General features: G+C 42.2%; 35 protein-coding genes. 2 read left to right on the top strand and 33 right to left on the bottom strand.

Features of this window, described 5'->3' with window-relative positions; translation table 11 throughout:
* Window positions 1-43: 43 nt before the first annotated feature.
* Together EHO58_RS10815 and EHO58_RS10810 are read left to right on the top strand one after the other, a co-directional pair.
* The gene (locus tag EHO58_RS10815) at window positions 44-2116 is read left to right on the top strand and encodes a glycoside hydrolase family 5 protein (RefSeq protein ID WP_135679914.1); all 2073 of its coding nucleotides are present in this window, start codon (window positions 44-46) and stop codon (window positions 2114-2116) included.
* Between the two features lie 199 nt (window positions 2117-2315).
* Window positions 2316-4301: a PP2C family protein-serine/threonine phosphatase gene (locus EHO58_RS10810; protein WP_135679913.1), complete on the top strand. Its 1986-nt coding sequence runs from the start codon at window positions 2316-2318 to the stop codon at window positions 4299-4301.
* Window positions 4302-4319: 18 nt separating this feature from the next.
* On the opposite strand, the gene EHO58_RS10805 is transcribed toward EHO58_RS10810, so the two are convergent.
* The 33 genes from EHO58_RS10805 to EHO58_RS10645 form a co-directional block, all read right to left on the bottom strand.
* Window positions 4320-5930 carry a hypothetical protein gene (locus tag EHO58_RS10805; protein WP_135679912.1) on the bottom strand — a complete coding sequence of 537 codons (1611 nt, stop codon included), beginning with the start codon at window positions 5928-5930 and terminating at the stop codon, window positions 4320-4322.
* A gap of 122 nt (window positions 5931-6052) precedes the next feature.
* On the bottom strand, window positions 6053-6637 hold the full coding sequence (rplQ, locus tag EHO58_RS10800) for a 50S ribosomal protein L17 (protein ID WP_135679911.1): 585 nt from the start codon (window positions 6635-6637) through the stop codon (window positions 6053-6055).
* 1 nt (window position 6638) lies between these two features.
* The gene (locus EHO58_RS10795; protein ID WP_008593478.1) at window positions 6639-7616 is read right to left on the bottom strand and encodes a DNA-directed RNA polymerase subunit alpha; all 978 of its coding nucleotides are present in this window, start codon (window positions 7614-7616) and stop codon (window positions 6639-6641) included.
* A 22-nt stretch (window positions 7617-7638) separates the two neighbouring features.
* Window positions 7639-8262: a 30S ribosomal protein S4 gene (gene rpsD / locus EHO58_RS10790; RefSeq protein ID WP_100710932.1), complete on the bottom strand. Its 624-nt coding sequence runs from the start codon at window positions 8260-8262 to the stop codon at window positions 7639-7641.
* Window positions 8263-8274: 12 nt separating this feature from the next.
* The gene (gene rpsK / locus EHO58_RS10785) at window positions 8275-8682 is read right to left on the bottom strand and encodes a 30S ribosomal protein S11 (protein WP_008595617.1); all 408 of its coding nucleotides are present in this window, start codon (window positions 8680-8682) and stop codon (window positions 8275-8277) included.
* A 2-nt stretch (window positions 8683-8684) separates the two neighbouring features.
* Complete coding sequence (rpsM, locus tag EHO58_RS10780) at window positions 8685-9062, bottom strand: 30S ribosomal protein S13 (RefSeq protein WP_100710931.1); 378 nt, start codon at window positions 9060-9062, stop codon at window positions 8685-8687.
* Between the two features lie 2 nt (window positions 9063-9064).
* The gene (gene rpmJ / locus EHO58_RS10775; protein WP_008594142.1) at window positions 9065-9178 is read right to left on the bottom strand and encodes a 50S ribosomal protein L36; all 114 of its coding nucleotides are present in this window, start codon (window positions 9176-9178) and stop codon (window positions 9065-9067) included.
* Window positions 9179-9187: 9 nt separating this feature from the next.
* A complete protein-coding gene (infA, locus tag EHO58_RS10770; protein ID WP_008595303.1) occupies window positions 9188-9406 on the bottom strand; it encodes a translation initiation factor IF-1 in 219 nt (72 codons plus the stop codon).
* Between the two features lies 1 nt (window position 9407).
* The gene (locus EHO58_RS10765) at window positions 9408-9971 is read right to left on the bottom strand and encodes an adenylate kinase (protein ID WP_100724363.1); all 564 of its coding nucleotides are present in this window, start codon (window positions 9969-9971) and stop codon (window positions 9408-9410) included.
* 4 nt (window positions 9972-9975) lie between these two features.
* Window positions 9976-11358 carry a preprotein translocase subunit SecY gene (secY, locus tag EHO58_RS10760; RefSeq protein ID WP_086448211.1) on the bottom strand — a complete coding sequence of 461 codons (1383 nt, stop codon included), beginning with the start codon at window positions 11356-11358 and terminating at the stop codon, window positions 9976-9978.
* Window positions 11359-11486: 128 nt separating this feature from the next.
* The gene (gene rplO / locus EHO58_RS10755) at window positions 11487-12011 is read right to left on the bottom strand and encodes a 50S ribosomal protein L15 (protein WP_100724362.1); all 525 of its coding nucleotides are present in this window, start codon (window positions 12009-12011) and stop codon (window positions 11487-11489) included.
* 13 nt (window positions 12012-12024) lie between these two features.
* Window positions 12025-12204: a 50S ribosomal protein L30 gene (rpmD, locus tag EHO58_RS10750; RefSeq protein ID WP_008594182.1), complete on the bottom strand. Its 180-nt coding sequence runs from the start codon at window positions 12202-12204 to the stop codon at window positions 12025-12027.
* A 5-nt stretch (window positions 12205-12209) separates the two neighbouring features.
* Window positions 12210-12725 carry a 30S ribosomal protein S5 gene (gene rpsE, locus EHO58_RS10745; RefSeq protein WP_020770439.1) on the bottom strand — a complete coding sequence of 172 codons (516 nt, stop codon included), beginning with the start codon at window positions 12723-12725 and terminating at the stop codon, window positions 12210-12212.
* A gap of 2 nt (window positions 12726-12727) precedes the next feature.
* Window positions 12728-13090: a 50S ribosomal protein L18 gene (gene rplR, locus EHO58_RS10740; RefSeq protein ID WP_135629010.1), complete on the bottom strand. Its 363-nt coding sequence runs from the start codon at window positions 13088-13090 to the stop codon at window positions 12728-12730.
* A 4-nt stretch (window positions 13091-13094) separates the two neighbouring features.
* On the bottom strand, window positions 13095-13634 hold the full coding sequence (rplF, locus tag EHO58_RS10735) for a 50S ribosomal protein L6 (RefSeq protein WP_135679910.1): 540 nt from the start codon (window positions 13632-13634) through the stop codon (window positions 13095-13097).
* A gap of 25 nt (window positions 13635-13659) precedes the next feature.
* Window positions 13660-14058, bottom strand: coding sequence for a 30S ribosomal protein S8 (gene rpsH, locus EHO58_RS10730; RefSeq protein ID WP_008594088.1), 399 nt, complete (start codon window positions 14056-14058; stop codon window positions 13660-13662).
* A gap of 13 nt (window positions 14059-14071) precedes the next feature.
* Window positions 14072-14257 (bottom strand): type Z 30S ribosomal protein S14, encoded by a 186-nt coding sequence (locus EHO58_RS10725; protein ID WP_010513640.1) that lies wholly within the window; start codon window positions 14255-14257, stop codon window positions 14072-14074.
* 13 nt (window positions 14258-14270) lie between these two features.
* Window positions 14271-14822 (bottom strand): 50S ribosomal protein L5, encoded by a 552-nt coding sequence (gene rplE / locus EHO58_RS10720; protein ID WP_008594895.1) that lies wholly within the window; start codon window positions 14820-14822, stop codon window positions 14271-14273.
* 3 nt (window positions 14823-14825) lie between these two features.
* Window positions 14826-15179 (bottom strand): 50S ribosomal protein L24, encoded by a 354-nt coding sequence (rplX, locus tag EHO58_RS10715; protein ID WP_135629008.1) that lies wholly within the window; start codon window positions 15177-15179, stop codon window positions 14826-14828.
* Window positions 15179-15571, bottom strand: coding sequence for a 50S ribosomal protein L14 (rplN, locus tag EHO58_RS10710; RefSeq protein WP_008596038.1), 393 nt, complete (start codon window positions 15569-15571; stop codon window positions 15179-15181). The genes rplX and rplN overlap by 1 nt, the downstream gene beginning before the upstream one ends.
* 1 nt (window position 15572) lies before the next feature.
* Window positions 15573-15842, bottom strand: a complete 270-nt coding sequence (gene rpsQ / locus EHO58_RS10705) for a 30S ribosomal protein S17 (protein WP_008596401.1) — start codon at window positions 15840-15842, stop codon at window positions 15573-15575.
* Between the two features lie 2 nt (window positions 15843-15844).
* On the bottom strand, window positions 15845-16147 hold the full coding sequence (gene rpmC / locus EHO58_RS10700; protein WP_135629007.1) for a 50S ribosomal protein L29: 303 nt from the start codon (window positions 16145-16147) through the stop codon (window positions 15845-15847).
* On the bottom strand, window positions 16144-16557 hold the full coding sequence (rplP, locus tag EHO58_RS10695; RefSeq protein WP_008593851.1) for a 50S ribosomal protein L16: 414 nt from the start codon (window positions 16555-16557) through the stop codon (window positions 16144-16146). The genes rpmC and rplP overlap by 4 nt, the downstream gene beginning before the upstream one ends.
* A gap of 30 nt (window positions 16558-16587) precedes the next feature.
* Window positions 16588-17265: a 30S ribosomal protein S3 gene (gene rpsC / locus EHO58_RS10690; RefSeq protein WP_135629006.1), complete on the bottom strand. Its 678-nt coding sequence runs from the start codon at window positions 17263-17265 to the stop codon at window positions 16588-16590.
* An 11-nt stretch (window positions 17266-17276) separates the two neighbouring features.
* Entirely contained in the window at window positions 17277-17609 is a 333-nt protein-coding gene (gene rplV, locus EHO58_RS10685) for a 50S ribosomal protein L22 (protein ID WP_086448203.1), read from the bottom strand.
* Window positions 17609-17890, bottom strand: a complete 282-nt coding sequence (rpsS, locus tag EHO58_RS10680) for a 30S ribosomal protein S19 (protein WP_024863921.1) — start codon at window positions 17888-17890, stop codon at window positions 17609-17611. Before rpsS ends, rplV begins: the two co-directional genes overlap by 1 nt.
* Window positions 17891-17892: 2 nt before the next feature.
* Window positions 17893-18732 (bottom strand): 50S ribosomal protein L2, encoded by an 840-nt coding sequence (gene rplB / locus EHO58_RS10675; protein ID WP_100724357.1) that lies wholly within the window; start codon window positions 18730-18732, stop codon window positions 17893-17895.
* A gap of 3 nt (window positions 18733-18735) precedes the next feature.
* Window positions 18736-19044 carry a 50S ribosomal protein L23 gene (locus tag EHO58_RS10670; RefSeq protein ID WP_086448201.1) on the bottom strand — a complete coding sequence of 103 codons (309 nt, stop codon included), beginning with the start codon at window positions 19042-19044 and terminating at the stop codon, window positions 18736-18738.
* Window positions 19041-19676, bottom strand: coding sequence for a 50S ribosomal protein L4 (gene rplD, locus EHO58_RS10665; protein ID WP_135629005.1), 636 nt, complete (start codon window positions 19674-19676; stop codon window positions 19041-19043). The genes EHO58_RS10670 and rplD overlap by 4 nt, the downstream gene beginning before the upstream one ends.
* 15 nt (window positions 19677-19691) lie before the next feature.
* A complete protein-coding gene (rplC, locus tag EHO58_RS10660; RefSeq protein ID WP_135679909.1) occupies window positions 19692-20312 on the bottom strand; it encodes a 50S ribosomal protein L3 in 621 nt (206 codons plus the stop codon).
* A gap of 11 nt (window positions 20313-20323) precedes the next feature.
* Window positions 20324-20632, bottom strand: coding sequence for a 30S ribosomal protein S10 (gene rpsJ, locus EHO58_RS10655; RefSeq protein ID WP_008593919.1), 309 nt, complete (start codon window positions 20630-20632; stop codon window positions 20324-20326).
* Window positions 20633-20642: 10 nt separating this feature from the next.
* Window positions 20643-21848: an elongation factor Tu gene (tuf, locus tag EHO58_RS10650; protein ID WP_100710919.1), complete on the bottom strand. Its 1206-nt coding sequence runs from the start codon at window positions 21846-21848 to the stop codon at window positions 20643-20645.
* 51 nt (window positions 21849-21899) lie between these two features.
* Window positions 21900-23774 (bottom strand): elongation factor G-like protein, encoded by a 1875-nt coding sequence (locus EHO58_RS10645; RefSeq protein ID WP_135679908.1) that lies wholly within the window; start codon window positions 23772-23774, stop codon window positions 21900-21902.
* Window positions 23775-23910 lie beyond the last annotated feature (136 nt).

The following is a 23910-nucleotide window of genomic DNA, read 5'->3' as shown; positions in this document are numbered from 1 at the left end:
ATAAGACTTGGATCTCTGGAAGAGATAGCTATCTTGCTCGCCCATGAAGAGAATACAAAAATATATAATCGCCCTTGGTGTTATCTGCATATTCGCCTGCAGTCCTGAAAAAAATATATCTCCGGAGTTAATTAGTCTTCTTGGGAACGGACCCAATCTAAATTCTAAATCCGAATATTCCATTTTGGAATCTAATCCGAACATTCCTGCTACTCATAGCTTGGATTATACAAATAGTGAATTAGAGCGCAAGATCTTAGTTGGAGATAAAACTTTTAACGGGATCACCGATAAAATTTTCTTAGATGGCTTGGGAAGAGAAGTATCCTTCCGAGGATTCAATATTTCAGGGAATGTAAAACTTGTTCAACATGGGTTCAAACCTTTTGCAAACGATTCAGATGCAGAAACTGCATTTAATAGATTAGGCAAGACCACCGGTTCCAATATGATCCGGTTCACAATTGCATGGGAAGGGACTCATCCGGCTGTAAACACGATCAATTATGTTTATTTGGACGCAGTTATCTCTCAGATGAGAAAAGCGATCTCCAAGAAGATGTATATTTTACTCGATTATCACCAAGATCTTTACTCAAGACATCTATTTAATAAGAACTCCTGGCATACTGGGAATGGCGCTCCTTCTTGGATTATCTCAGGAAGTTCTTATCCTTCCGAATATTGTGGAATTATTTGCGCTACTTGGAGTCAGAACAATCTTACAAACGAAGCTGTTCGCAAAGGTTTTCGTAACTTCTGGAATAATTCATCTATTTCAACTTCCTCAGGAACTAGATATGTTCAGACAGAATATCTCTGGCAGATCGGAAAGACCGCAGCCTATATTAAGGAAAAGCTAAGTCCAGAAGAGTTCGATTACATTGTAGGACTAGACCCATTCAATGAACCTGTAGACGGAGGAATGGAGGGTTTAAGTCCTGCACAATGGGATAACCAAAAGCTTTGGCCTTTTTACAGAAAGGTAAGAGAAGCCCTAACCCAAAACGGATGGCAGGCTAAACTGGTATTTGCAGAACCATTGGTTTTCTGGAACACAAATGTAGGAGTTGTAGCGCCTGCAACTGGAGGAGGACATTTAACTACTCTACCTGGAGAAGGGTTCGCATTCAATTCTCACTTTTATGACGCAGGAAGAATGGGAACAGATCTGACAGGGATAGACAATGCTACATATTTCAAATACCTGGATGAGATCCGAAAAGAAGCAAGGTTCCTGAATATTCCATCTTTCTTAAGTGAGTTCGGAATGTGGTTAAAAGGAGTGGGCGCTAAAGATACGCCTAGAATGATCAATGCGGTCTACCAAGCCATGGAAATTTCCGACAAGGCGCAGACCACTAAAACAAGGTTTGCAGACTTCTACAATCCGATCGTATCCGGAACCCAATGGCATTGGGATTATTACTATGATAAACATAACGAGTATATGAATGGTAATAGTTCTAAACTTATCACTACAAAAGATGCTTGGAATAACGAAGACTTCTCAGTGATCGGAAATTACGGAGCAACCTTCAATATGGATTATCATGTGACGCAAAGAGCATATGTAAGAAGGATCCAAGGAAGAGCCGTAAGCTCTCATTATAATGCGATCGGATACGATACTTGGAACAATGTATTTGCCTGGGCCGCAATCAAAACCGTCCAGAATGGAACAAAATATTTCGGAGATAAAAGATTTATCTTACTGATCTGGAAAGGTAGAAGTTCGGATGCTCCTACGGAAATCTATCTGCCTCCTCATTTTAATAAAAATGATACTGTTCTAATTACCGAAAAACGTATCTACAATAAACAAATTCCGGGAGCTCTTACACAAGAATCGAATGAAGCGATCTTAACGGACGATAGAAATCGAGAAAGTGGATCAGGAAATCTAGCATTAGTTTGGGATGATCTAGATCCCGAAGAAGATCTGAATGAAAGTATACATTATGCAATCTTGGTAGACGGATCAGGCGCTACGTTTGATATCCAAGCATTGCAAACTCTGCAAGCAGGGCTGAATATTCGGATCCTAAACGAAAAGAAGAGTCCAATCTACTTAACCGGCAAAATGACTTACGGAGGTTATCCGGCCGAACAATAAAAGAAAGTTTTAAATTGCGAGATTGTTTTTAAAGGAGCCACTTACTTTTCTCTTATTTTTTTCCGTCTTAAGTATTTGGAGGCGGGATTATATTTTTACAACTATCCTACATTCTGTAAAAAATTTGTAGATGATACGTTCAAAAATATATTCACTAATCCAAATACAGTAGGCGATTTCCAAAAGAGGCCGATTAGGGATGGAAGAAAAAAAGGAACTCATCACGGAGAGAATTATAGCCTCCGGTCCACTGACGATCAATCGGATCCGATTCGGTTTAGCGGGATTATTCCTGCTCTCCCTCGCTGCCGCTTGGACCCAGAGCTCTGCAGTTCAAAATGCAGCGTATCTGATCGGGACAGGCTCCATGCTTGGCTATGCTTACTATAATCATTACTGCAATAAGAAATACGGAAAAATCCCTTCTATGGTCGGTAAAGTTTCCGTGCTTGCAGACATCACCATTTTATCAGTAGTCATGTTCGTAGCGTCCTGGACAGACAGGAATATGGCGTCCGGAGTGATCCGCCAGATCATTTTATATGCGATCAATATGATCTTCATCGTGTATTCGGTATTATTATTATCTCCAACAGTCGCAAAACTTTCAGGACTATTCAGCGTAGTCGGACAAGGACTCGTGATCTTAAATACTATCTTCAGAGGAGTAGAATTCACTGAAGACGAACTCAAAGTTATCTCTCCAGGATATGCATCTATTTCGGAACAATCCTTAAAATTAGTATTTTTAGCAGTAGTATCTTATATTACTCAAAGTGTGATCCTGATCTTCCGCAAAATTGGCGCAGTAGAAGAAGAATACGCAAACACTTTAGAACAAAAAGTAGACGAACGAACGATAGAAGTCACCAAAAGAATGGAGGAGATCCAAGCTCTCAAGGTCCAGCAAGATGGTGATTATTATCTCACTTCTCTCTTAAGTAAACCACTCATGACGAACTGGAATACTTCCCAAGACGTGAGTACCATCTTCTATATAGAACAAAAGAAGAAGTTCACATTCAAAAACAGGGAATCCGAACTCGGTGGAGATATTTGTATCAGCGGAAATCTACTGTTCGGATCCGAAAAAGAAAAATGGACCTTCTTCTTAAATGGAGACGCAATGGGAAAATCTCTCCAAGGTGCAGGAGGAGCGATCGTACTTGGAACCGCCGTAAATAATATCTTGTCTCGTTCTGCAAGCCACGGAAAGACAATCGAAATCAATCCAGAAGCTTGGATGCTCCAAACTCATCGAGAACTGGATGAAATATTCAGAACATTCGATGGGACTATGATGGCATCCGCTATATTTGGGCTTATACATGATAAAACCGGAAAGATCTTCATACTGAATGCGGAACATCCTTGGCCTGTATTATTCAGAGATGATAGATCATCCTTTTTAGCACCGGAACTTTCTTCATGGAAATTGGGATCTCCATTCGGAGCGAATATTAAAATTCATGAATCGTATCTGCAGCCAGGAGACGTTCTTTTCTTAGGCTCGGACGGAAGGGATGATATCAATATCAGCTCGGACGGGATCAATTGGAAAATGAACGAGGACGAGAACTTATTCGTGCGAATTGTGGAAGATTCCAAAGGTGATCTGGATACGATCGCAGGAAAACTACATGGAGTAGGCGCGATAGCGGACGATCTTTCTCTTATAAGGATCGGTTATAAAGAATTAATAGATCCTGAACATCCTAAATATAACGATGCAGTAGCAAAGTACAACCAAGCGAAACAACATTTAGCGAAAAAAGAAGTACCAATAGCTCTCGAACTTCTAGAATTATCCTGGAACTTGGCTCCAAATTTTAAAGAATCCGCAAGATTGATCGGACAGATCTATTATGATAAAAAAGAATTCTCCAAAGCTTCAAAATGGTTGGAACGTTATTTGAATTTGGATCAAGAATCCCATAATATCTGGTTCTTATTGTCCTTATGTTATAAACATATGAAGGAATTCCAACGTGCAGCAGACGCAGCGGAGAAGGTCCGAGATACCCAACCCCATCGTCTAGCAAACTTGATCAATCTTTCAGATAATTATAGACTTTTGAACAAATTTAAAGATGCACGATCGGTATTGGAAAAAGCAAAAGAATTAGATGGAGAAAGTGCACTCGTAGGAAAGTTGGACGAGTTTTTGAAAGCAAAAGGGTTCTGATAAGATACACCTTCTATCTTATTTATATTCCTTCGTATATTTTCTATATTCTCCGAATTGATATTTCCAAAACAAATTCCATCGTTCTATGGTAAAAATCGGTCCATGGGTTAACTTCAGGATACCTTCATAATATTGTTTTAAGCCTGGATCCAAGATTCCATTCTCTCCCTTCTTCAAACCATCTACGTAACCTTCCGGTATCTTTCTCTTTTTGTGTCCTATCCTTCCTGAACCGGAAAGTCTTGCCAAAAGTGGATCGGCCAAAGCGAACTTATCGACAATAAAATAATCTGGCCCGTAAACGTAACCGGACCTTCCTATCATTCCTTGTATTACAACAGATTCTTTAATATCAAAAACATTATTCTTGCCTGCTAAATTTGCGAGCCAGGAGGTTGGATAATTACGAAATGCTAACCCAGTATCCAAGTAATAAAACCCTTTTTCATCCGCTATGTCATATGGCATTCCATTTTCAAACGAACGAGCCTCTTTATAGTAGGAAAGCTTTTTAGGCATAGGATGGAAAGGGGTTAAGCGAAATGCAATATTATAAATAAATAATAATGATAGCAATAGTATGGCTTCTTTTTTCTTAAAAGGGAATTCTTTCGCAAGTGAAAGACCAAGAATGAATATAGCAGGGGTAAAGAATCTCCCCACCATAAAATCACCGCCGACCGAGACAAGATATAGAAAAAAAGGTAATAAAGAAGCAAGGGTCAAAAGTGCAAGTCTATTGAGTCTCTTAAAACAAACACCTACTATCATCGCTATCGGAAAAAACAAAAATGAGATCGGATCCCAAAATAGCTGACGTTCGTAATAATGCCAACCCTGGAGAGCAGTTTCTAAAAATGTCTCAGTGATGTTCGTTTTCGCATAATACGTGTTTGGCAGAAATGAACCGTAATAGATCCCCGCGAATAAAAACCAAATAACGATCGGAGAGCCGAAAAGAGCGGAACGTAAAATCGTTTTCCGATCAATTAGACCTTTTGAAAATTCTAAAAAGAATAATACCAGATAGGGAATGAACAAAACGAGTATCAAATCCAATCTGGAAACAAGACCAATAGAAACCCAAAAGGTAAGCACGGGTAATTTACTTTTGTTCGGTTCTGCCGGTTCTTTCCAAAGTATAAAAAAGAAAACAGCTTGGATTAAATGATTCAGACTATTCTCTAATCCGGAGTAAGTATAATCAATAAACGCTCTAGAGGAAAATAGATAGGTTACCGCTATCAAAAAAGAAAATCTAGAGGAAGAGAGCTTTTTCAGGAAGATTAAGGAAAGAACTCCGAACAAAAAAGAAAGAATAAATGAAACCGCTACAATATTCTTCCAGAGAATGTACGGCAGAAGAAGAAGTAAAACAAGAAGAGGATTTGTATAAACTTGGACCCTCTCCACTACGTTCCAGCGAAGTCCAAAGCCGTTCGCAAAATTATCAACTACTCTAAAACTGATAAATGCATCGTCGGAAAGCCAGGCATGATGATAAGAAATATGAATAAAGACGATTATGGACAGGATAAGGTCCCAATAAGGAACCATGTTCAAACGGTTTAATAGTTTTTGGAAAACTTCGTTTATTTGACCGAAAATGTATTTTCCTGAAATCATATTAGATATTCCCAAAAATACATTCTTTTCTATCTAACGCACCTCTTTAAAAAGAAAAAACCCCGATGCTGTTTCCAACACCGGGGCCCACATATCTCCCATCTCTTCGGGGATTATATATATTATTTTTTCTTCTTAGGAGCAGCTTTCTTAACTGCTTTTTTTGGAGCTGCTGATTTCTTAATTGCTTTTGCTTTAGGAACAGCTTCTTTTTTAGGAGCTTTTTCCTTTTTAGCCGGAGCAGGAGCTGCCGCTTTTTCTTTTTTAGCGTCGGAAATAGCTTCTCTCTTATCTTTGATTTCTTTGATAAGAGCGGAACGATCCTTTCTGTTAGTGAGTTCTAAAATTCCTACTTCGGAATTGTCAGAAGCTCTGTTAATCTTTTTCAGGATCCTAGTGTATCCGCCGTTTACAGCTGCATAACGAACTGCGATATCTTCGAAAAGTTTCGTAACAATATTACGATCTTTTACTCTTTTTAAAACTTCACGTTTATTGTGAAGTGCAACCGCTGGAGCAATATCAGTCGCGAGATTTCTTTTTGCTCTGGTGATGATCTTCTCAGCGTGAGAACGAACTACTTTCAATTTTGCTTGAGTAGATTCAATTCTCTCGTATTTGAAAAGACTAGTGATCATGTTATTGATCAGAGCGTCTCTATGACCTTTTTCGCGGTTGAGATGTTTTACTTTATTTCTTTTGTTCATATTAGAAATCTCTCATTCCGAACGAAAGTCCTAAACCAGCAAGTTTAGACTTCAGTTCTGCGAGACCTTGCTCGCTATAATGTTTGGATTTGGACATCTCTTCTTCGGATCTCTTAACAAGGTCTCCAACGAAGTCGATTTCCAAACTGCGAAGAACGTTAAGGGAACGTACAGAAAGTTCGAGTTCTTCCACATGTTTGGAAAGGGAAGCTTTCAACTTCTCGTCCGCTTCGTCTAACTCGTCTTCTTCTTCCTCTAATTCTTCTTCGAAGTTGATGAATACCGTAAGGTGTTCTTTTAGGATTTTAGCCGCTTGAGCAACTGCATCCTCAGGAGAAATGGATCCGTCTGTCCAAACTTCCAGAGTCAATTTTTCATAATCGGATCTCTGAGCCACACGGGTCTCGGAAATTTCGAAAATTACTTTTTGAACCGGAGAGAAGATAGAATCGATTGGGATAGTTCCAAGAACTTCTATATCCTTCTTCTTATCTTCTGCAGGAACGTATCCTCTTCCTCTTTGGATTTCGAGATCCAATACAAGGTTCGCATCTTCATTCAAAGTTGCGATATGCAAATCCGGGTTCATGATCTCGATGGAAGAATCCACAGCCAGATCTCCGGCTCTGAAATATCCCGCACCTTTCAATTCCAAATGGATAACTTTGCTTTGATCCTTATCCTCAGGCTCGTATTTAATACGAACTTGTTTGAGGTTTAGGATGATACGAGTAACGTCTTCAGCGACTCCTTCGATATAAGAGAACTCATGGTTCACACCTTCAATACGAAGTGCGGAGATAGCCGCACCTTCGATGGAAGACATGAGAGTTCTACGAAGAGAGTTTCCGATTGTGGTCGCAAAACCGCGCTCGAAAGGCTCCGCTACGAATTTTCCGTAGTTAGGAGTATTCGCTTCCGTAGTAAATTCGATCTTTTTGGGACGTTTAAATCCTTTGAGTAAACTTTTTAGAGACACTTAGAAACCCTTCCCAATAAAATTACTTGGAGTACAACTCCACGATCACCTGCTCTTTCACTGGAATGTCGATATGATGACGTTCCGGCAAAGACAGAATTTCTCCTGAGAACTGAATGAAATCAGAAGACACCCAAGAAGGAATATTATTCAGAGATTGAGCCAGTTGGATATTCTGGGTAATAAAACCAGAAGTTCTAAATTTAGGTTTGATCTCGATCTTATCGCCTACTTTCAAACGGAAAGATGGAATATCCACTTTCTCTCCATTTACCAAAATATGGTTATGAGCGATGAAGTTTCTCGCCTGACGTCTAGTCACTGCGAAACCTAAACGATATACAACGTTATCTAATCTTCTTTCTAAAAGTTGAAGAAGAATTTCACCGGTTACACCGTGAGCATGAGATGCTTCTTCGTAAAGGCTACGGAATTGTTTTTCTAAAAGTCCGTAAGCTCTTTTCAACTTCTGTTTTTCACGAAGCTGAGAACCGTACTCGGAAATTTTCGGTTTCCGTTTAGGTTGCATACCAGGAGGTCCCTTTTTATGGAACTTATCTCTATTGAAAGTAAAACTGGATTTGAGGTAAAGGTTAACACCTTCTCTCCTCATTAGTTTAACGACAGGTCCTCTATATCTTGCCATATTATTCCTACCTTAAACCCTTCTTCTTTTACGCGGACGACAGCCGTTATGAGGTAAAGGTGTAACGTCTTTGATCATTTTAATGGAAAGTCCTCTAGCAACTAAGGAACGGATTGCGGATTCGCGTCCGATACCTGGGCCAGAAACCAGAACATCCACTTCGGCTAAGCCGGTAGAGTCGATTGCTTTCTCGGCAGCATTCCCCGCTGCGATCTGAGCCGCATACGGAGTAGATTTTTTGGATCCACGGAAACCCATAGCACCAGCGGTTGACCAAGACAGTGTATTTCCTGCCAAGTCAGTGATGGTGATGATGGTATTGTTAAAAGAAGCGGTGATATAGACCTTTCCGCGAGGAACGACCTTTTTCTCCTTCTTCTTAACCTTTTTCTCTTTTTTGCCTTTTTTATCTTCAGCCATGATTACTTAGTCACCTTCTTCTTATTGGCAACGGTCTTCTTAACACCCTTACGAGTACGGGCATTTGTTCTGGTTCTTTGACCGCGAACTGGAAGACCTCTTCTATGACGCAGGCCTCTGTAACAACCGATATCCATCAATCTTTTGATATTGAGTTGGTTTTCGGAGCGAAGATCTCCTTCTACCTTGATACTTTCTTCGATCGCTTTTCTGAGAGCAGCTTCTTGAGTGTCAGAAAGATCCTTCACTCTGATTTTTTCATCTACTCCCGCCTTAGCGAGAAGTTTGCGAGAAGTGGATCGGCCGATTCCGTAAATATACGTTAGACCAACAACGATTCTTTTTTCTCTTGGAAGATCGATACCTGCGATACGAGCCATGATTATGCTTGCCTTTGCTTGTGTTTAGGGTTGGTGCAGATCACTCTGATCACACCTTTTCTTCTGATAACTTTGCAGCTAGTGCAGATTTTTTTTACGGAAGTTCTTACTTTCATAACGTGTTCCTATTTTTTGCGGTAGGTAATCCTACCCTTGGTTAAATCGTAAGGAGAAAGCTCCACGGTAACTTTGTCACCAGGGAGGATTCTGATATAATGCATTCTCATTTTACCGGAAATATGGGCTAAAACCTTATGACCATTTTCCAGCTCTACGCGGAACATAGCGTTTGGGAGAGGTTCCAAAACGGTACCGTCCACGGTGATTGCATCTTCTTTCGCCAAGTTAAGCTAACTCCTTCTCGATCAGTTTTGTGACTGTATCCAAGTTCCCCACTCCGTTTACACGGGAGAGATTTCCTTTTGCAGCATAGTAGTCCAATAATGGAAGAGTCTTCTTGTTATAAGTTTCCAATCGACTCTTGATCGTTGTTTCGTTGTCGTCGGAACGACCTTCGATTTCTGCACGTTTTAATAAACGTTCCAGAAGTTCTTGATCAGGAACTTCCAGGTTGATCGCTCTTTTAATTTTCAAACCTTCCGTGCTTAGGATTTTATCCAAAGCATCCGCTTGCTCTACGGTTCTTGGAAATCCATCCAATAAGAATCCGTTTTTGCAATCAGGCTCTACAAGACGATCTTTGATAATGCCAATAACAACTGAATCCGGAACTAAATCTCCGGCATCCATATACTTCTTCGCTTCTAATCCCATTTGAGTACCGTTTTTAACGGCAGCTCTCAGAATATCTCCAGTGGAGATCTGAGGAATTCTCAAAGTGTCGCAAAGTATCTTTGCTTGGGTACCTTTACCAGCACCCGGAGGGCCCATGAAAATGATGGAATTCATTTTCTTAAGACCTTCCCTTGATCTTAGTTTTTTTCAAGAAACCATCATAGTTTCTCATAAGCAATTGGGACTCTAATTGTTTCAGAGTTTCCAATGCCACCCCTACCATGATTAGTAGAGAAGTTCCGCCGAAAGTGTAAACTAAGGATCCACCACCGGAGTTCGTTCCTAAATTTAAGAAACGAATAATGATATAAGGAGCTAATGCAAGTCCCGCTAAGAAAACGGCACCAGGAAGAGTGATCCTGTTTAGGACCTTCTCGATATATTCCTTAGTATGAGAACCTGGACGAATTCCAGGAATGAATCCATTATACTTACGAAGATTTTCAGCAAGTTCTCCAGGATTGAATTGGATCGCCGTATAGAAATACGCGAAGAATACGATCAGCGCAATATATACGAAGAAATAGAACGCAGCGTGATACCAAGTCTGAGAGAAAGGATTCAGATAATCCAATAAAAGAACCCAGCCCGCCCAGTTAGGAAGCTCGGAGATCTGTTGGATGATCGTTTGAGGAAAAAGTAATAAAGAAGAAGCGAATATGATCGGCATTACGCTCGCGCCATTCACTTTAAAAGGAATACTTTGAGACTTAGCTTGGACCATTTTTCTTCCCACCATTTGTTTTCCATACTGTAAAGGAACCTTACGGACACCTTGAGTAAGAAGAACAGTTAATGCAATGAGTAGAATGAATAAAAGAAGAAGGATGATAATGTTCAGTCCGTCTACGAAGTTCTCACGGAACAACTGAGCTACGGAAACAGGAAGACGTCCTACGATGCCGGCAAAGATCAAAAGAGAAATACCGTTACCGATCCCTCTCTCAGTGATTTGTTCACCTAACCAGATCAAAAGAACAGTTCCAGTAGTGATAGATAATAGAGCAATGAAGAAGAACCAAGATTCTACAGAAGAATGGATCAAACCTGGGTGAAGAGCAGGTGCATTGTCCGCTCCATAAGACCAACGTTGAGCCAAACGGATCACCGCTAAAGACTGAACTCCACAAAGTAGGATAGTTCCGTATTTGGTGTATTGGCTGATCTTCTTACGACCTTCTTCTCCTTCTTTTTGGAGTTTTTGTAAAGAAGGTACAAGAACCATCACTAACTGCATAATGATGGAAGATGAAATATAAGGCATGATCCCTAATGCAAAGATGGAGAAGTTTAGAAGAGCTCCTCCAGCAAACATGTCGAACATTCCTACAAGTCCTTCGGCTGCGTTTGCATCCAAAGCGATTGCGGAAACTACTTTAGGATCGATACCAGGAATAGTAATATGAGTTCCGAGACGGAAGAGTAAGAGCATGCCAAGAGTAAAGAAAACCTTGTTTCTTAATTCTGGAATTTTGAAGATATTTGCGATCGAAGTCAGCATATTGCTTTGTTCTCTTTCCTTATTTCCTGGTCATTCCCCTTTCGGGCAAAAGGGACTCAAAGGTTTCCCCGAGTCCCTCCTTAAACATTAAAGATTCGTTTCAGACAAATGGTCGAAAACGACTCGGATTAAGCTTCTTTAGAAGCTAATTCTGAGCGAAGTTTTACGGATCCGCCTGCTTTCTCTATCTTTGCCTTGGCAGAAGCGGAAAAACCATCCGCTACTATATGAACCGCTTTTGTGATCTCACCGGTTCCCAAAATCTTGAAAAGAGTGCCCTCATTATCAAGAATCTTCGATTCAACCATAATTTTGGCATCTATGTTGCCGGTCAACCCGCTTTTCTCTATGTCTCTCAAGTTGATTGGGAAGAAATCTTTATGAAATATAGAAGTAAACCCGCGCTTAGGTAGTCTTCTGTGGATAGGCATCTGCCCACCTTCGAATCCTCTACGAACAGTGTTACGAGCATACTGTCCTTTAGAACCACGTCCTCCCGTTTTACCGGTTTTGGAACCGATACCACGACCTAAACGTTTTTTGTTCTTAGTAGAACCTGCTGGAACTGGAATGGTGTTCCCCGCCGGCTTGTCTCCCTTTTCGGTGCGCTCTTTTCCGAACGCCAGAGCAGCCTTAATTCTTTCTTTACTCATTTCCCTTACCTAATTACGCCTTTTCGACTCGGACCAGGTGTTGAACGTCATTGATCATTCCTTTCACCTGCGGAGTTAGAGTATGTTTTCTTTGTTGTCCGGTTTTACGGAGTCCCAAAGCAGCCAGAGTTAGCTTCTGGCCTTTTTTAATCCCGATATTACTTTTGATCTGAGTAACGATTACGGTTTCCATGTTTATTATCCTACGTCGTTTCCGAAAAGACGAGCCAGAGTGATTCCTCTTTTACGAGCTGCTAATACCGGAGTCTCCAATTGTTGAAGAGCGTCCAGAGTCGCCTTTACGATGTTTACTGGATTCGAAGAACCCCAAGATTTGCTAAGAATATCTTGGATCCCAACCTTCTCCACTACGGAACGAACGGATCCACCGGCGATGATTCCAGTTCCCGCAGTAGACGGTTTCAGGATCACTCTTGCCGATTTGAATTTTCCGATCACTTCATGAGGAATGGTATGTCCTCTGAATTGGATTTTCACCAAATTTTTCTTAGCGGATTCGATGGATTTACGGATCGCATCCGGAACCTCGTTCGCTTTACCGAATCCGATCCCTACTTTACCTTTTGCATCTCCAACTACTGTTAGAGCGTTAAAGGAGAAACGACGTCCACCTTTTACAACTTTAGCAACGCGATCGATCTTTACGACCTTCTCGTTAAACTCTTTCTGTTCTTGATCTTGTTCGTACGCCATTATTAGAACTCCAGTCCAGCTTCTCTAGCTGCGTCCGCGAAAGCCGCGATTCTTCCGTGGTAGATCATTCCGGAACGATCCAGCATAACTACCTTCACACCTTTAGAAGCGGCTTTCTCTCCGATCGCTTTTCCCAAAGCCTTAGCAGCTTCTTTATCTTTGCGGCTTTTACCTGCAAAACCTGCTTCTAAAGTAGAAGCTGCTGCTAAGGTAGTTCCTTGTGCATCATCCACTATTTGAGCGGAAAGATAACGATTGGATTTATTGAAAACCAATCTAGGGCGAGAGCTGGATTGTCTCAGTTTGAATCTGGAACGCTCTGCTCTTCTGCGTTTGGCTGCGATTTTTTTCAGTTTATTAATCATGGCCTTACTTCTTACCGGTTTTTCCGGCCTTTCTCTTGATAAATTCGTCGTTGTACTTGATCCCTTTACCTTTATAAGGCTCAGGAGGTCTCTTAGAACGGATATCCGCCGCAACTTGTCCGACCAGTTGTTTGTCGATCCCGGAAATTTTGATCTTCACTTGTTCAATGACTTCGATCTTAATTCCTTTAGGAGCTTTATAAACAACCTCGTGGGAATATCCAAGGTTCATCACCAGATCTTCACCGCGCTTAGCAGCACGATAACCAACCCCTGTGATCTCCAGGTTTCTTTCCCAACCAGCGGTTACGCCCTTTACGCTATTCATAAGAAGAGCGCGGGTCAATCCGTGAAGAGCTACTACGTTTTGCTCTTCGCTGGATCTTTCTAATTTTACAATTCCACCCTCGCTTTTCAGAGAGATTCCTGCAAAAATAGGAGTTTGTAACTCACCTAGAGGACCTTTCACTTTAATTACGGTGGTGTCCTGTTTTACTTCCACTTTATCCGGAAGTTTGATTTCTGCTTTTCCAATCCTGGACATAGGTCTTTATAAGTTTCCGTCACTCTTAAGAGAGTTTACAGATAACCTCTCCTCCTACGCGTAATTTCCGAGCTTTTTTGCCGGTCATAACTCCCTTGGAAGTGGAGAGAATCATAGTTCCCATATTGTTTTTATATGGGCGGATCTCTTCGCTTTTCATGTAAACTCTACGACCTGGCTTAGATACACGAACTAACTCGCGGATCACTGGTCTTTTGGTTACATCGTATTTCAAAGCAACTTTGAAATCTTCGAAACTTCCGTTAGTCACCGGCTCATAGCCGTTGATAAATCCTTCTTCTTTTAATAACTCCAGAATAGAACGTTTGATCTTACTTCCTGGAATCACACAACTCTCATGTTTTGCGCGACCAGCATTACGAATGCGGGTCAGCATATCACCGATTGGATCAGATAAACTCATTATAATGTCCTCCTTACCAAGATGCCTTAACTACGCCCGGGATTTGAGCTTGGCTAGCAAGCTTCCGGAAGCAAATTCTGCACATGTCGAATCTTCTTAGGTAACCGCGAGGGCGTCCGCAAAGTGGGCAACGGTTGTGAACCCGTACTTTGAATTTCTTTTTTTTCTTATGTCTTTCGATTAAAGAGGTCTTAGCCATGATTGCGGGCTCCTTATCTCAGGTTCCGGAACGGCATACCGAAAGCAGCGAGAAGGCTATAAGCTTCTGCGTCTACCTTGGTGTTCGTTACGAAGGTCAGGTTCATCCCGTAGAGAGTGTTGATCTTATCCACTTTGATCTCTGGGAAAATGATTTGTTCTTTGATGCTGAAGTTGTAGTTTCCGCGTCCGTCGAAACCTTTCTCGGAAACTCCTTTAAAGTCACGCACCCTTGGTAGAGCCACGTTCACCAAACGATCTAGAAACTCATACATATAGTTTCCACGTAAGGTTACTGTGGTACCGAGGCTCATACCTTCGCGGAGTTTGAATCCTGCGATGGATTTTTTAGCCTTGGTTTTAACCGGGCGTTGTCCGGTGATCAATGCGAGTTCTTCTACAGCCGCTTCCAATGCTTTAGGGTTGGTATGAGCCTCACCCATTCCCACGTTTAGAACGATTTTTTCCAAACGAGGAACTTGCATAATGGACTTGAAGTTATATTGTTTCTGAAGAGCGGGAACGATTTCTTTCCCGTATTTATCTCTCAATCTAGCTGCTGCCATGACTTAGATCTCTTTCCCTTCCGGCTTAGAAACGCGGACTTTTTTACCTTTGTTCTCTTGGTAGCCCAGACGAACTCCCTTCTTCTTCTTGGAATCGTAGAACATTACGTTGGAAATGTGCATTGGAGCTTCCACTTCTACGATACCACCTTGAGGGTTTTCTTGGGTAGGTCTTAAGAAACGTTTACGTTTATTGAGTCCTTCTACTACTACACGATCCCTTTTCTTATCGATTACTAGGATCTTGCCTTTTTTTCCCTTCTCTTTTCCTGCGATAACGATTACTTCGTCATCTTTGTGAAGGCGAACGGATTTGAATTTTGTATATTCGGATCCCCGATACGTCAGCTTAGACATTATAAAACCTCCGGCGCTAGGGAGATGATCTTAGCGTATTTTTTATCGCGAAGTTCGCGAGCTACTGGCCCGAAAATACGGGTCCCTTTCGGGTTTCCTTTGTCGTCGATAATTGCGACTGCGTTATCATCGAAACGAATATAAGAACCATCTGGACGACGGATTTCTTTTTTAGTTCTGACGACTACTGCGCGTTGAACGGCCTTGTTATGGACCTTTTTCCCCGTGGAATCTTTTAACCCATAAGCAGGTTGTGCGTCTTTAACGGCGACGATGATCTCGTCTCCTACGGAGGCGTAACGTTTTTTAGAGCCTCCTAAGACTTTAATACACATAACTCTTTTTATTCCGGAGTTATCGGCGACTTGGAGGATGGTTTCCTGTTGGATCATCTTACTTTGCCTTTTCTACGATCTTAAATAGACGGTGACGCTTTTCACGGGATAGAGGTCTGGTTTCAATCGCCAGAATTCTATCTCCTACTTGGCATTCATTTTTTTCGTCATGAACCTTCATTTTAACGGTTCTACGAACGATCTTCTTAAACTTAGGGTGAGTCTTACGAGCCTCTACTAACATCACTAGGGTTTTGTCCATAGCGGTGCTCACAACTTTACCTTCGCTAAGAAGTGATTTTTTTATATGCTTCTTTGCAGTTTCCATAATCAGTTCGTTCCTTTAGCTACATTCTTAGCAGAAGCGTTTGCTTTTGCCAGAGCCTGTCTCTTACGAGTAGCTCTTGAATAACGTCTAGCTTTAGTAGCGCCAGACTTCGCAGCCAACTCTCTGTTCTTTTGGATTGTTAGAAGGCGTGCGATTTTTTTCTTCGCATTAGTAATCACCTTCGGGTTTTCCAAAGAACGAGCCACTCCGTATTGGAAACGTGCTGTACGAATGATTTTGTAAGCATCTTCCAATTGTGCTAAAATTTCTGCGTCTTTCAACTCTGCGAGTTTGATCTTTTTCACAGCGTAGACCTCTTCACGAATTCAGTTTGAACAGGCAGTTTATAAGCAGCCAGATCCAAAGCTTTTTTAGCGGTCGCCTCATCGATTCCGCTCATTTCGAATAAAACTCTACCAGGTCTGATCTCTGCGATCCAGAACTCAGGGTTACCTTTACCTTTACCCATACGAGTTTCCGCTGGTTTTTTAGTAATAGGTAGATGAGGGAAGATCCTAATCCAAAGTTTCCCGCCTCTTTTTACCTGACGGTTGATAGTGATCCTTGCCGCTTCGATCTGTCTTGCAGTCAAACGTCCGGAAGTAACGGCTTTAAGACCGAACTCTCCGAAGGACACTTTGGAACCACGCTCGTCGTTTCCTTTCAAGCGGCCCCTTTGTCTTTTTCTGAACTTAACTCTTTTAGGTGATAACATCGTTTTTTACCTTTGGATCATCAAAGACGATCAGTTGGTCCTTCTTTTAACGGCGTATTTATCTTCTTCGGACTCTTCTTTACTGTTGATGAAGTCTCCAGTGTAAGTCCAAACCTTCACTCCGATTTGTCCGAAAGTGGTGCTTGCTTCACGGAATCCTAGATCGATTTTCGCTCTAAGGGTATGAAGAGGAATTCTTCCTTCACGATAACCTTCGCGACGAGCCATATCCGCTCCGTTCAAACGTCCGGAGATAAGGATCTTAATTCCTTCTACTCCACCTCTCATCGCACGACGAAGTTCTTGTTTCATCACGCGGCGGAACGGCTGACGTTCTTGGATTTGGATCGCGATAGATTCAGCGATACATTGTGCAATAGTCTCAGGCTTCTTAACTTCGATAATGTTAAGATTAAGAGGTTTTTCGGTCATAGTCTTAAGGACTTTTTTAACGGCTTCGATATTCGCTCCGTTTTTACCGATTACCACACCTGGCTTAGCAGTGTGAAGGTTCACGTTGATCTTCTCAGGAAAACGCTCCACTACAACTTTTACAACGCCAGCTTCTTTGAAACGGCCTTGGATAAATCTACGAATTCTAATATCTTCGTGCAGGTTCTTTTTATAGTCCTGCTGAGAGAACCAGATGGAATCCCATCCGCGGGTAATTCCGATACGAAGTCCGATTGGGTTAACTTTCTGTCCCATGATTTCCCCTATTAATCCGAGATTACCACTGTAACGTGGCTGGTTCTCTTACGGATCCTTGCAGCTCTACCGCGAGCACGAGGACGGAAGCGTTTAAGAATTGGGCCTTCGTCCACCAGGATCTTTTTAATGAACATCTTGCCTGGATCAGCGTTATCACTTTTCACAACTGCGTTTGCAGAAGCGGATTTGATAAGTTTGAAGATAGGCTCGATCGCTCTTTTGTTAGTATATTTAAGAATATCCAGAGCTTCAGCAACTTCGTATCCACGGATCTCATCCGCAACAAGACGAAGTTTACGAGGCGACATTCTAATAAATCTTGCGATTGCTACGGCTTCCATTACTTCTTAGCCGCCTTTTTATCGGTGTTTCCATGACCACGATAAGTACGAGTCGGAGCGAATTCTCCTAACTTGTGTCCTACCATGTTGTCGTTAATGAAAACAGGGATAAATTTGTTTCCGTTATGAACCATGATGGTGTGACCGATCATGTCCGGGAAAATCGTACTTCTACGAGACCAGGTCTTAAACGGTTTCTTTTGGTTTTCAGAGTTCAGCTTGATCACCTTGCTCATGAGGTGACTGTCGATGAACGGACCTTTTTTAGAAGATCTCATGATGATTACCTGCTCCTATTTCCCTTTCTCTTCTGGATAATGAACTTGTCGGAAGGTTTAGCCCTACGACGAGTTTTGTATCCTTTAGTTGGAATACCCCAAGGAGTCACTGGGTGACGTCCTCCGGAAGTACGTCCCTCACCACCACCATGTGGGTGATCAACCGGGTTCATTACAACCCCTCTGACCTTAGGACGTTTTCCCAACCATCTGTTTCTACCGGCTTTACCGATGGAAACAAGGTTATGATCTCTATTGCTGCAAATTCCTATAGTAGCGTAGCAGTTCTGGTGAACTTTACGAACTTCGGAGCTTGGAAGTTTCAGAAGAACATACTCTCCGTCTCTACCTGCGATAGTAGCGAAGGATCCTGCAGTTCTTGCGATTTGCCCGCCTCTTCCAATTTTCAATTCCACGTTATGCACGTTAGTGCCTGGAGGAATTTTTCCGAGTGGAAGTGCGTTTCCAACTTTAATTTCAGCGCCTTCTCCATTGGAAACTTTGTCTCCAACTTTCATGCCTTCAGCATTTAGGATATAAGCGTATTCTCCGTCAGAGTAACTAACGAGAGAAATAAACGCCGAACGATAAGGATCGTATTCTACAGTTTTAACTGTAGCGGTAATCCCTACTTTGCGACGTTTGAAGTCGATGATACGATATTTGCGTTTTACTCTTCCGCCTTTTCTGCGAACCGCAATTTTACCACCTTCTCCGCGACCTGCTTTGTAATTTAAGCTGATCGTTAAAGGGCGATACGGTTCTGTCTCGGTGATTTCCTCGAAGGTTAATACCGATTTAAAACGGCTGGCGGCAGTAACGGGTTTAAACTTTTTAATTCCCATTTCTTATGCTTCCTTTCCGAAGTCGATGCTAGCTCCGTCTTGGAAAGTCACGATTGCTTTTTTCCAATGAGCTTTAGGAGCAGGTAGATGACGGAATCTTTTTATCTTTCCGCGATACACTTGGATGTTTACGGAAGAAGGTACTACATTGTAAATTTTACGGAAAGCTTCCTTCACTAGAGTTTTGTTAGCTCTAGGGTGGATTTCCACAGTGTATTTTACGGTTCTTTTACCGGCTTTTTCACCGATAGTCTCAAGATCCTGAGACTTTTCAGTGATGATCGGAGATAAGATCACTTCGTTAAGATTCATTTTCCTTCTCCGTAATGTTTGAGAATTTCTCCCAAAGCACCTTCGGTGATTACAAGATTTCTATTATATAGAATGTCACGAACCGCGATACGTTTGGAGTTGATGTATTTTACAGTAGGGATATTACGAACCGACTTTTTAAGGAAATCGTTCTCTCCACCTACTAAGAATCCGATCACTCCGGTGTTCTTTAATCCGATATTATTGAATAAAGTAGAGAAAGCTTTAGTGCTGAATTCTTTTGGATCCAGATCTTCTACTACTTTAATGACCGCGTCTTGGGCTTTCTTATTCAAAACGGAAAGAACCGCTCTGCGTTTCACTTTTGGAGAAACGTTATAAGAATAATCTCTCTTGCGAGGTCCGTGAACAGTACCACCGCCCACCCATTGAGGAGCACGGATAGAACCTTGACGAGCTCTACCGGTTCCTTTTTGGGACCAAGGCTTTTTACCACCCCCGGATACTTCCGAGCGAGTTTTGGTATGATGATTCCCGGAGCGAAGGTTAGCATTCTCCGCTTTGATGGCGTCGTAAATCGCGCCACTGCTATATTTGGATTCGAACAACGCTGCAGGAAGTTCGATTTCCGAGAGCAGTTTTCCTTCTTTTGAGTACTTCTGTGCTTTCATGACTAACCGCGGTCTTTATATCTTCTCAATAGTGATGATGGAGTTTGCAGGTCCCGGAACGGATCCACTTACAAAAACCAAATTTTCTGCTTCGTGAATACGAACCACTTTCAGGTTTAATACAGTTTTTGTATCAAAACCCATACGGCCCGGTAATTTACGACCTTTGAATACTCTACCTGGAGTAGTGTTGGATCCCATGGATCCTGGATGTCTATGAAAACGAGAACCGTGAGCTCCTGGTCCACCATGGTGTCCGTATCTTTTGATAACACCTTGGAAACCTTTACCTTTGCTGGTTCCTGTAACTTTTACAATATCCGCAACAGCAAACACGTCTTGAGCTTTTATCTCAGCGCCTGCAGCCGGCTCTTCGCCGAAATTCCGGAATTCCTTCAACACTCTCTTAGGAGTTAGTCCAGCTTTTGCCAAATGCTTTATCTCGCTTTTGGTCAGGTGTTTTTCTTTATCATCCTGATAAGCTAATTGTATCGCGTCGTAACCGTCCGTAGCGGCGGACTTGACTTGGGAAACTGCGCAGGGACCTACCTCTAAGACGGTTACAGGAATAATGTTTCCTTGCTCGTCGAAGATTTGGGACATCCCTATCTTTTTACCGATTAATCCCTTTGCCATTTCTTCTTCCCTTAGGATTTAATATCCACTGAAACACCTGCAGGGAGTTGTAGCTTCATTAAAGCCTCAACTGTGTCTTCATTGGTGTCCAGAATGTCTATGAGCCTTTTGTGAGTTTTCATCTCAAACTGCTCTCTTGATTTTTTATTTACGTGTGGAGAACGGAGGACTGTGTATATTTCCTTCTTCGTTGGAAGAGGAATCGGACCGGAGACAGTAGCCCCGGTCCTTTTGGCAGTCGCAACGATCTCGTAAGTTGATTGGTCGATCAACTTATGATCGAAAGCTTTAAGCTTTACTCTGATCTTTTGGCCAGCCATTTCCTTTCTCTTACTCGGTGATCTCAGCCACTACGCCAGAACCGATAGTCTTTCCACCTTCGCGAATCGCGAATTTAAGACCTTTGTCCATAGCGATCGGGTGGATCAACTCGATGCTCATCGTAACGTTGTCACCAGGCATTACCATTTCCATACCGTTAGGTAGGTTACAAACGCCAGTGATGTCGGTAGTTCTAAAATAGAACTGTGGACGGTAGTTATTGAAGAATGGAGTGTGACGTCCACCTTCGTCCTTAGTAAGAACGTAAACTTCCGCGTTGAATTTTTTGTGAGGAGTGATTGATCCTGGCTTAGCAAGAACCTGTCCTCTTTCGATGTCTTCTTTTTTAGTTCCACGAAGAAGAGCACCGATATTGTCTCCAGCTTCTGCGGAATCTAAAAGTTTACGGAACATCTCGATACCAGTAACAACTGTTTTAGTAGTCGGACGAACACCAACGATTTCAACTTCGTCGTTGATTTTCAAAGTTCCTTGCTCTACTCTTCCAGTTGCAACAGTTCCACGACCAGTAATAGAGAACACGTCCTCTACTGGCATTAGGAATGGTTTGTCAACGATACGTTTTGGATTCGGAACGTAAGTGTCCAGAGCTTCCATTAGTTTAACTACAGATGGAGCTCCTAACTCAGACTCGTCGCCTTCAAGAGCTTTAAGAGCGGATCCGTAAATGATTGGGGTGTCATCACCAGGGAAGCTGTACTTGTTTAACAAGTCACGAACGTCCATCTCAACCATTTGGATCATCTCTTCGCGCTCATCAGCAGCAAGCATGTCAGCTTTGTTGATGAATACGATGATGTAAGGAACACCTACCTGACGAGCGAGCAGGATATGCTCTTTCGTTTGAGGCATTGGTCCGTCAGTTGCAGATACAACTAGGATCGCAGCGTCCATCTGAGCAGCACCGGTGATCATGTTTTTAACATAGTCAGCGTGACCTGGGCAGTCTACGTGAGCATAGTGGCGGTTCGCAGTCTCATACTCTTGGTGAGAAGTAGCGATGGTGATACCACGAGCTTTTTCCTCAGGTGCGTTATCGATTTGGTCGTACGCTACGGCTTTGTTTTTTCCACCCAATACTTTTGCAAGCGTAGTGGTGATTGCTGCCGTTAGCGTGGTTTTTCCATGGTCAACGTGTCCGATTGTACCAACGTTTAAGTGTGGTTTGGACCTGTCGAATTTCTCCTTAGCCATAGCGTTTTTAACTCCTTACTTTATTAACAAATCTGAATACAGACTTGTTTGTTAAAACAATACAGAATGGTTATCAAAGTCGAAAAGGGTGTCCAAAGATAGGACGCCCCTTCCCTGTGCCATATTTCTAAGGACACCGCTAAAGCCAAGCAAGTTTTGCGTAGAAGCGCTTGCCTGGATCAAATGACGCCCTTCGGTCAACTCAGTGACCTTACGAATCTTCGCGTCCCTCTTAGCCAAACTGGCCAATATATCTCCGAGATATTGATTCGGTGTAAGAATCTCTAACTCGGAAAGGGGACCAATGAAAACCGAATGATTCGGAATTATGTCCTTTAAACCTTTGATGACAGCTACTTTGATCAGGGAAGAAAGATCGAAAGACTTTGTCTCACTTGGAGACTCGTAACCCTCGACAATCATTTGTAGACCGAGAACTTCTTCTCCATCTATTCCCCGGGCGGTGACTTCCGTAAACGCGGATGTAATCGCCTCTTTGATTGGATCAGCTAGCTGAACATTAAACCGCACTCCCTTAGAAAAGTTGTGAGAACTTTCCAAGGACGCGAGCACCTGACCGCTCGAGATCTTTTGATCGAACGCGGTATGCTGAAATGCGACCTTTTGAACCAAATTTTTCCATAGAGCAAATCTTGCAACCTTGATTCCACTTGTTTGAAAGCTTTTCGAAAAAGACTCCTTTAAACGCGAAAGAGAGATCTCCAAATGTAACTCACCGGTGCCTGATAAACGAAATTGCCCCGTTTCAGAAAGAATATCTACACTTACCGCTTCATCCAACCAGGCCAGATCTTGCAAACGATCCCAAAGTTCCTGTCGATCTTCTTCTTTTTCAGGTTCTATCAAGATCTGAAATTGTTTTCTAATCGGAGAGAGTAGAGTTTTGTTTTCTATATTATGTCTCGAAAGGATTTCTCCAGGGATCCAATCCAAAAGAGAAGTAGTTGCGAGAAGTTCTCCTGCATAGCCCGCGGAAACTTCCTCATAATCTCTTGCGGAAATTTGGTATAAATTCTCTATCTTATGTCTTGTTTCGCCATGTAAGAAGAAGTCTCCGACCTTAATGGATGCCAAAGTTTGGAAATGAAGAAGTTTTCCAAGTTCAGGATGGATCTCTCTTTTGAAAGCAACACCTGTTTGCTCTTTGGAAGAAGGAGAAGAAGGCTTTCCTTGGGCGAGGATCTCTAATAGGGAGAGTAATTCCTTTACGCCGAGTCCTTGGAGTGCAGAACCTCCGAGCACTGGAAAAATTTTTCCTTCCCAGAACCCTTGTACCAAACCTTTGAGAGCAAGTTTAGGAAGAAGTTTATGATCTTTCAGATATTCTTCCGAAAGTCCGTGGTCCCATTCTATGAGCGGTAGGAACTCCGACTCCTGACCTTCTCCCTTTAAAACGGGAATACTTCCGTCTTCTTTGAATAAAAGGATCGGTTCTTTTCCTAAGGCGACTTCTAGATCAACGAGTGGAGAAAGAATGTCCGCACCAGGACGATCTAGTTTATTTAGAAAAAATAATATTGGTTTTCCTGACTTTCTAAGTGCTTCGACGTTCTGGAAGGTCTGGGATTTTAATCCTTCGAATGAATCTATAAGAACCAAGCCGAAGTCGGAAACGAGCAAAGAAGCGTTTGCTTGGGACTGAAAGTCAAGATGTCCAGGATTATCCACGAATTGGAGAATGACCCGAGGCTTTTTCGTATCAGGATAAGGAATCCGAGCCACAGTAGATTGGATAGAAATTCCTCTTTCTATCTCTTCCGGAAGATAATCGGACTCTGTGGTACCTTCTTCAATTCTGCCCGGCGCAGAAATTTTGCCGGTCTCGAATAAGATCCTTTCTAAGAGTGTGGTCTTACCCGCATCAATATGTGCGAATATTCCTGGATTTAAGAATGGTACTGACATAAGAGAAGACCGTAAGCAAAAATCCATTCGTTCGCCAAGGTGCGCGTACGTCAAAGAAAGAATCTCTCTGCTTTACTTCGAATCCAAAGAAGAGCGGCAACCAAGTCTTTAAAAGAACCTTACCGACCTAAAAAGA

Origin of the sequence: Leptospira selangorensis, from assembly GCF_004769405.1 — a bacterium.
Taxonomy (GTDB): domain Bacteria; phylum Spirochaetota; class Leptospiria; order Leptospirales; family Leptospiraceae; genus Leptospira_B; species Leptospira_B selangorensis.
The sequence above is the reverse complement of the archived record's forward strand: the minus strand, read 5'-3'. Positions and strand labels throughout refer to the sequence as shown.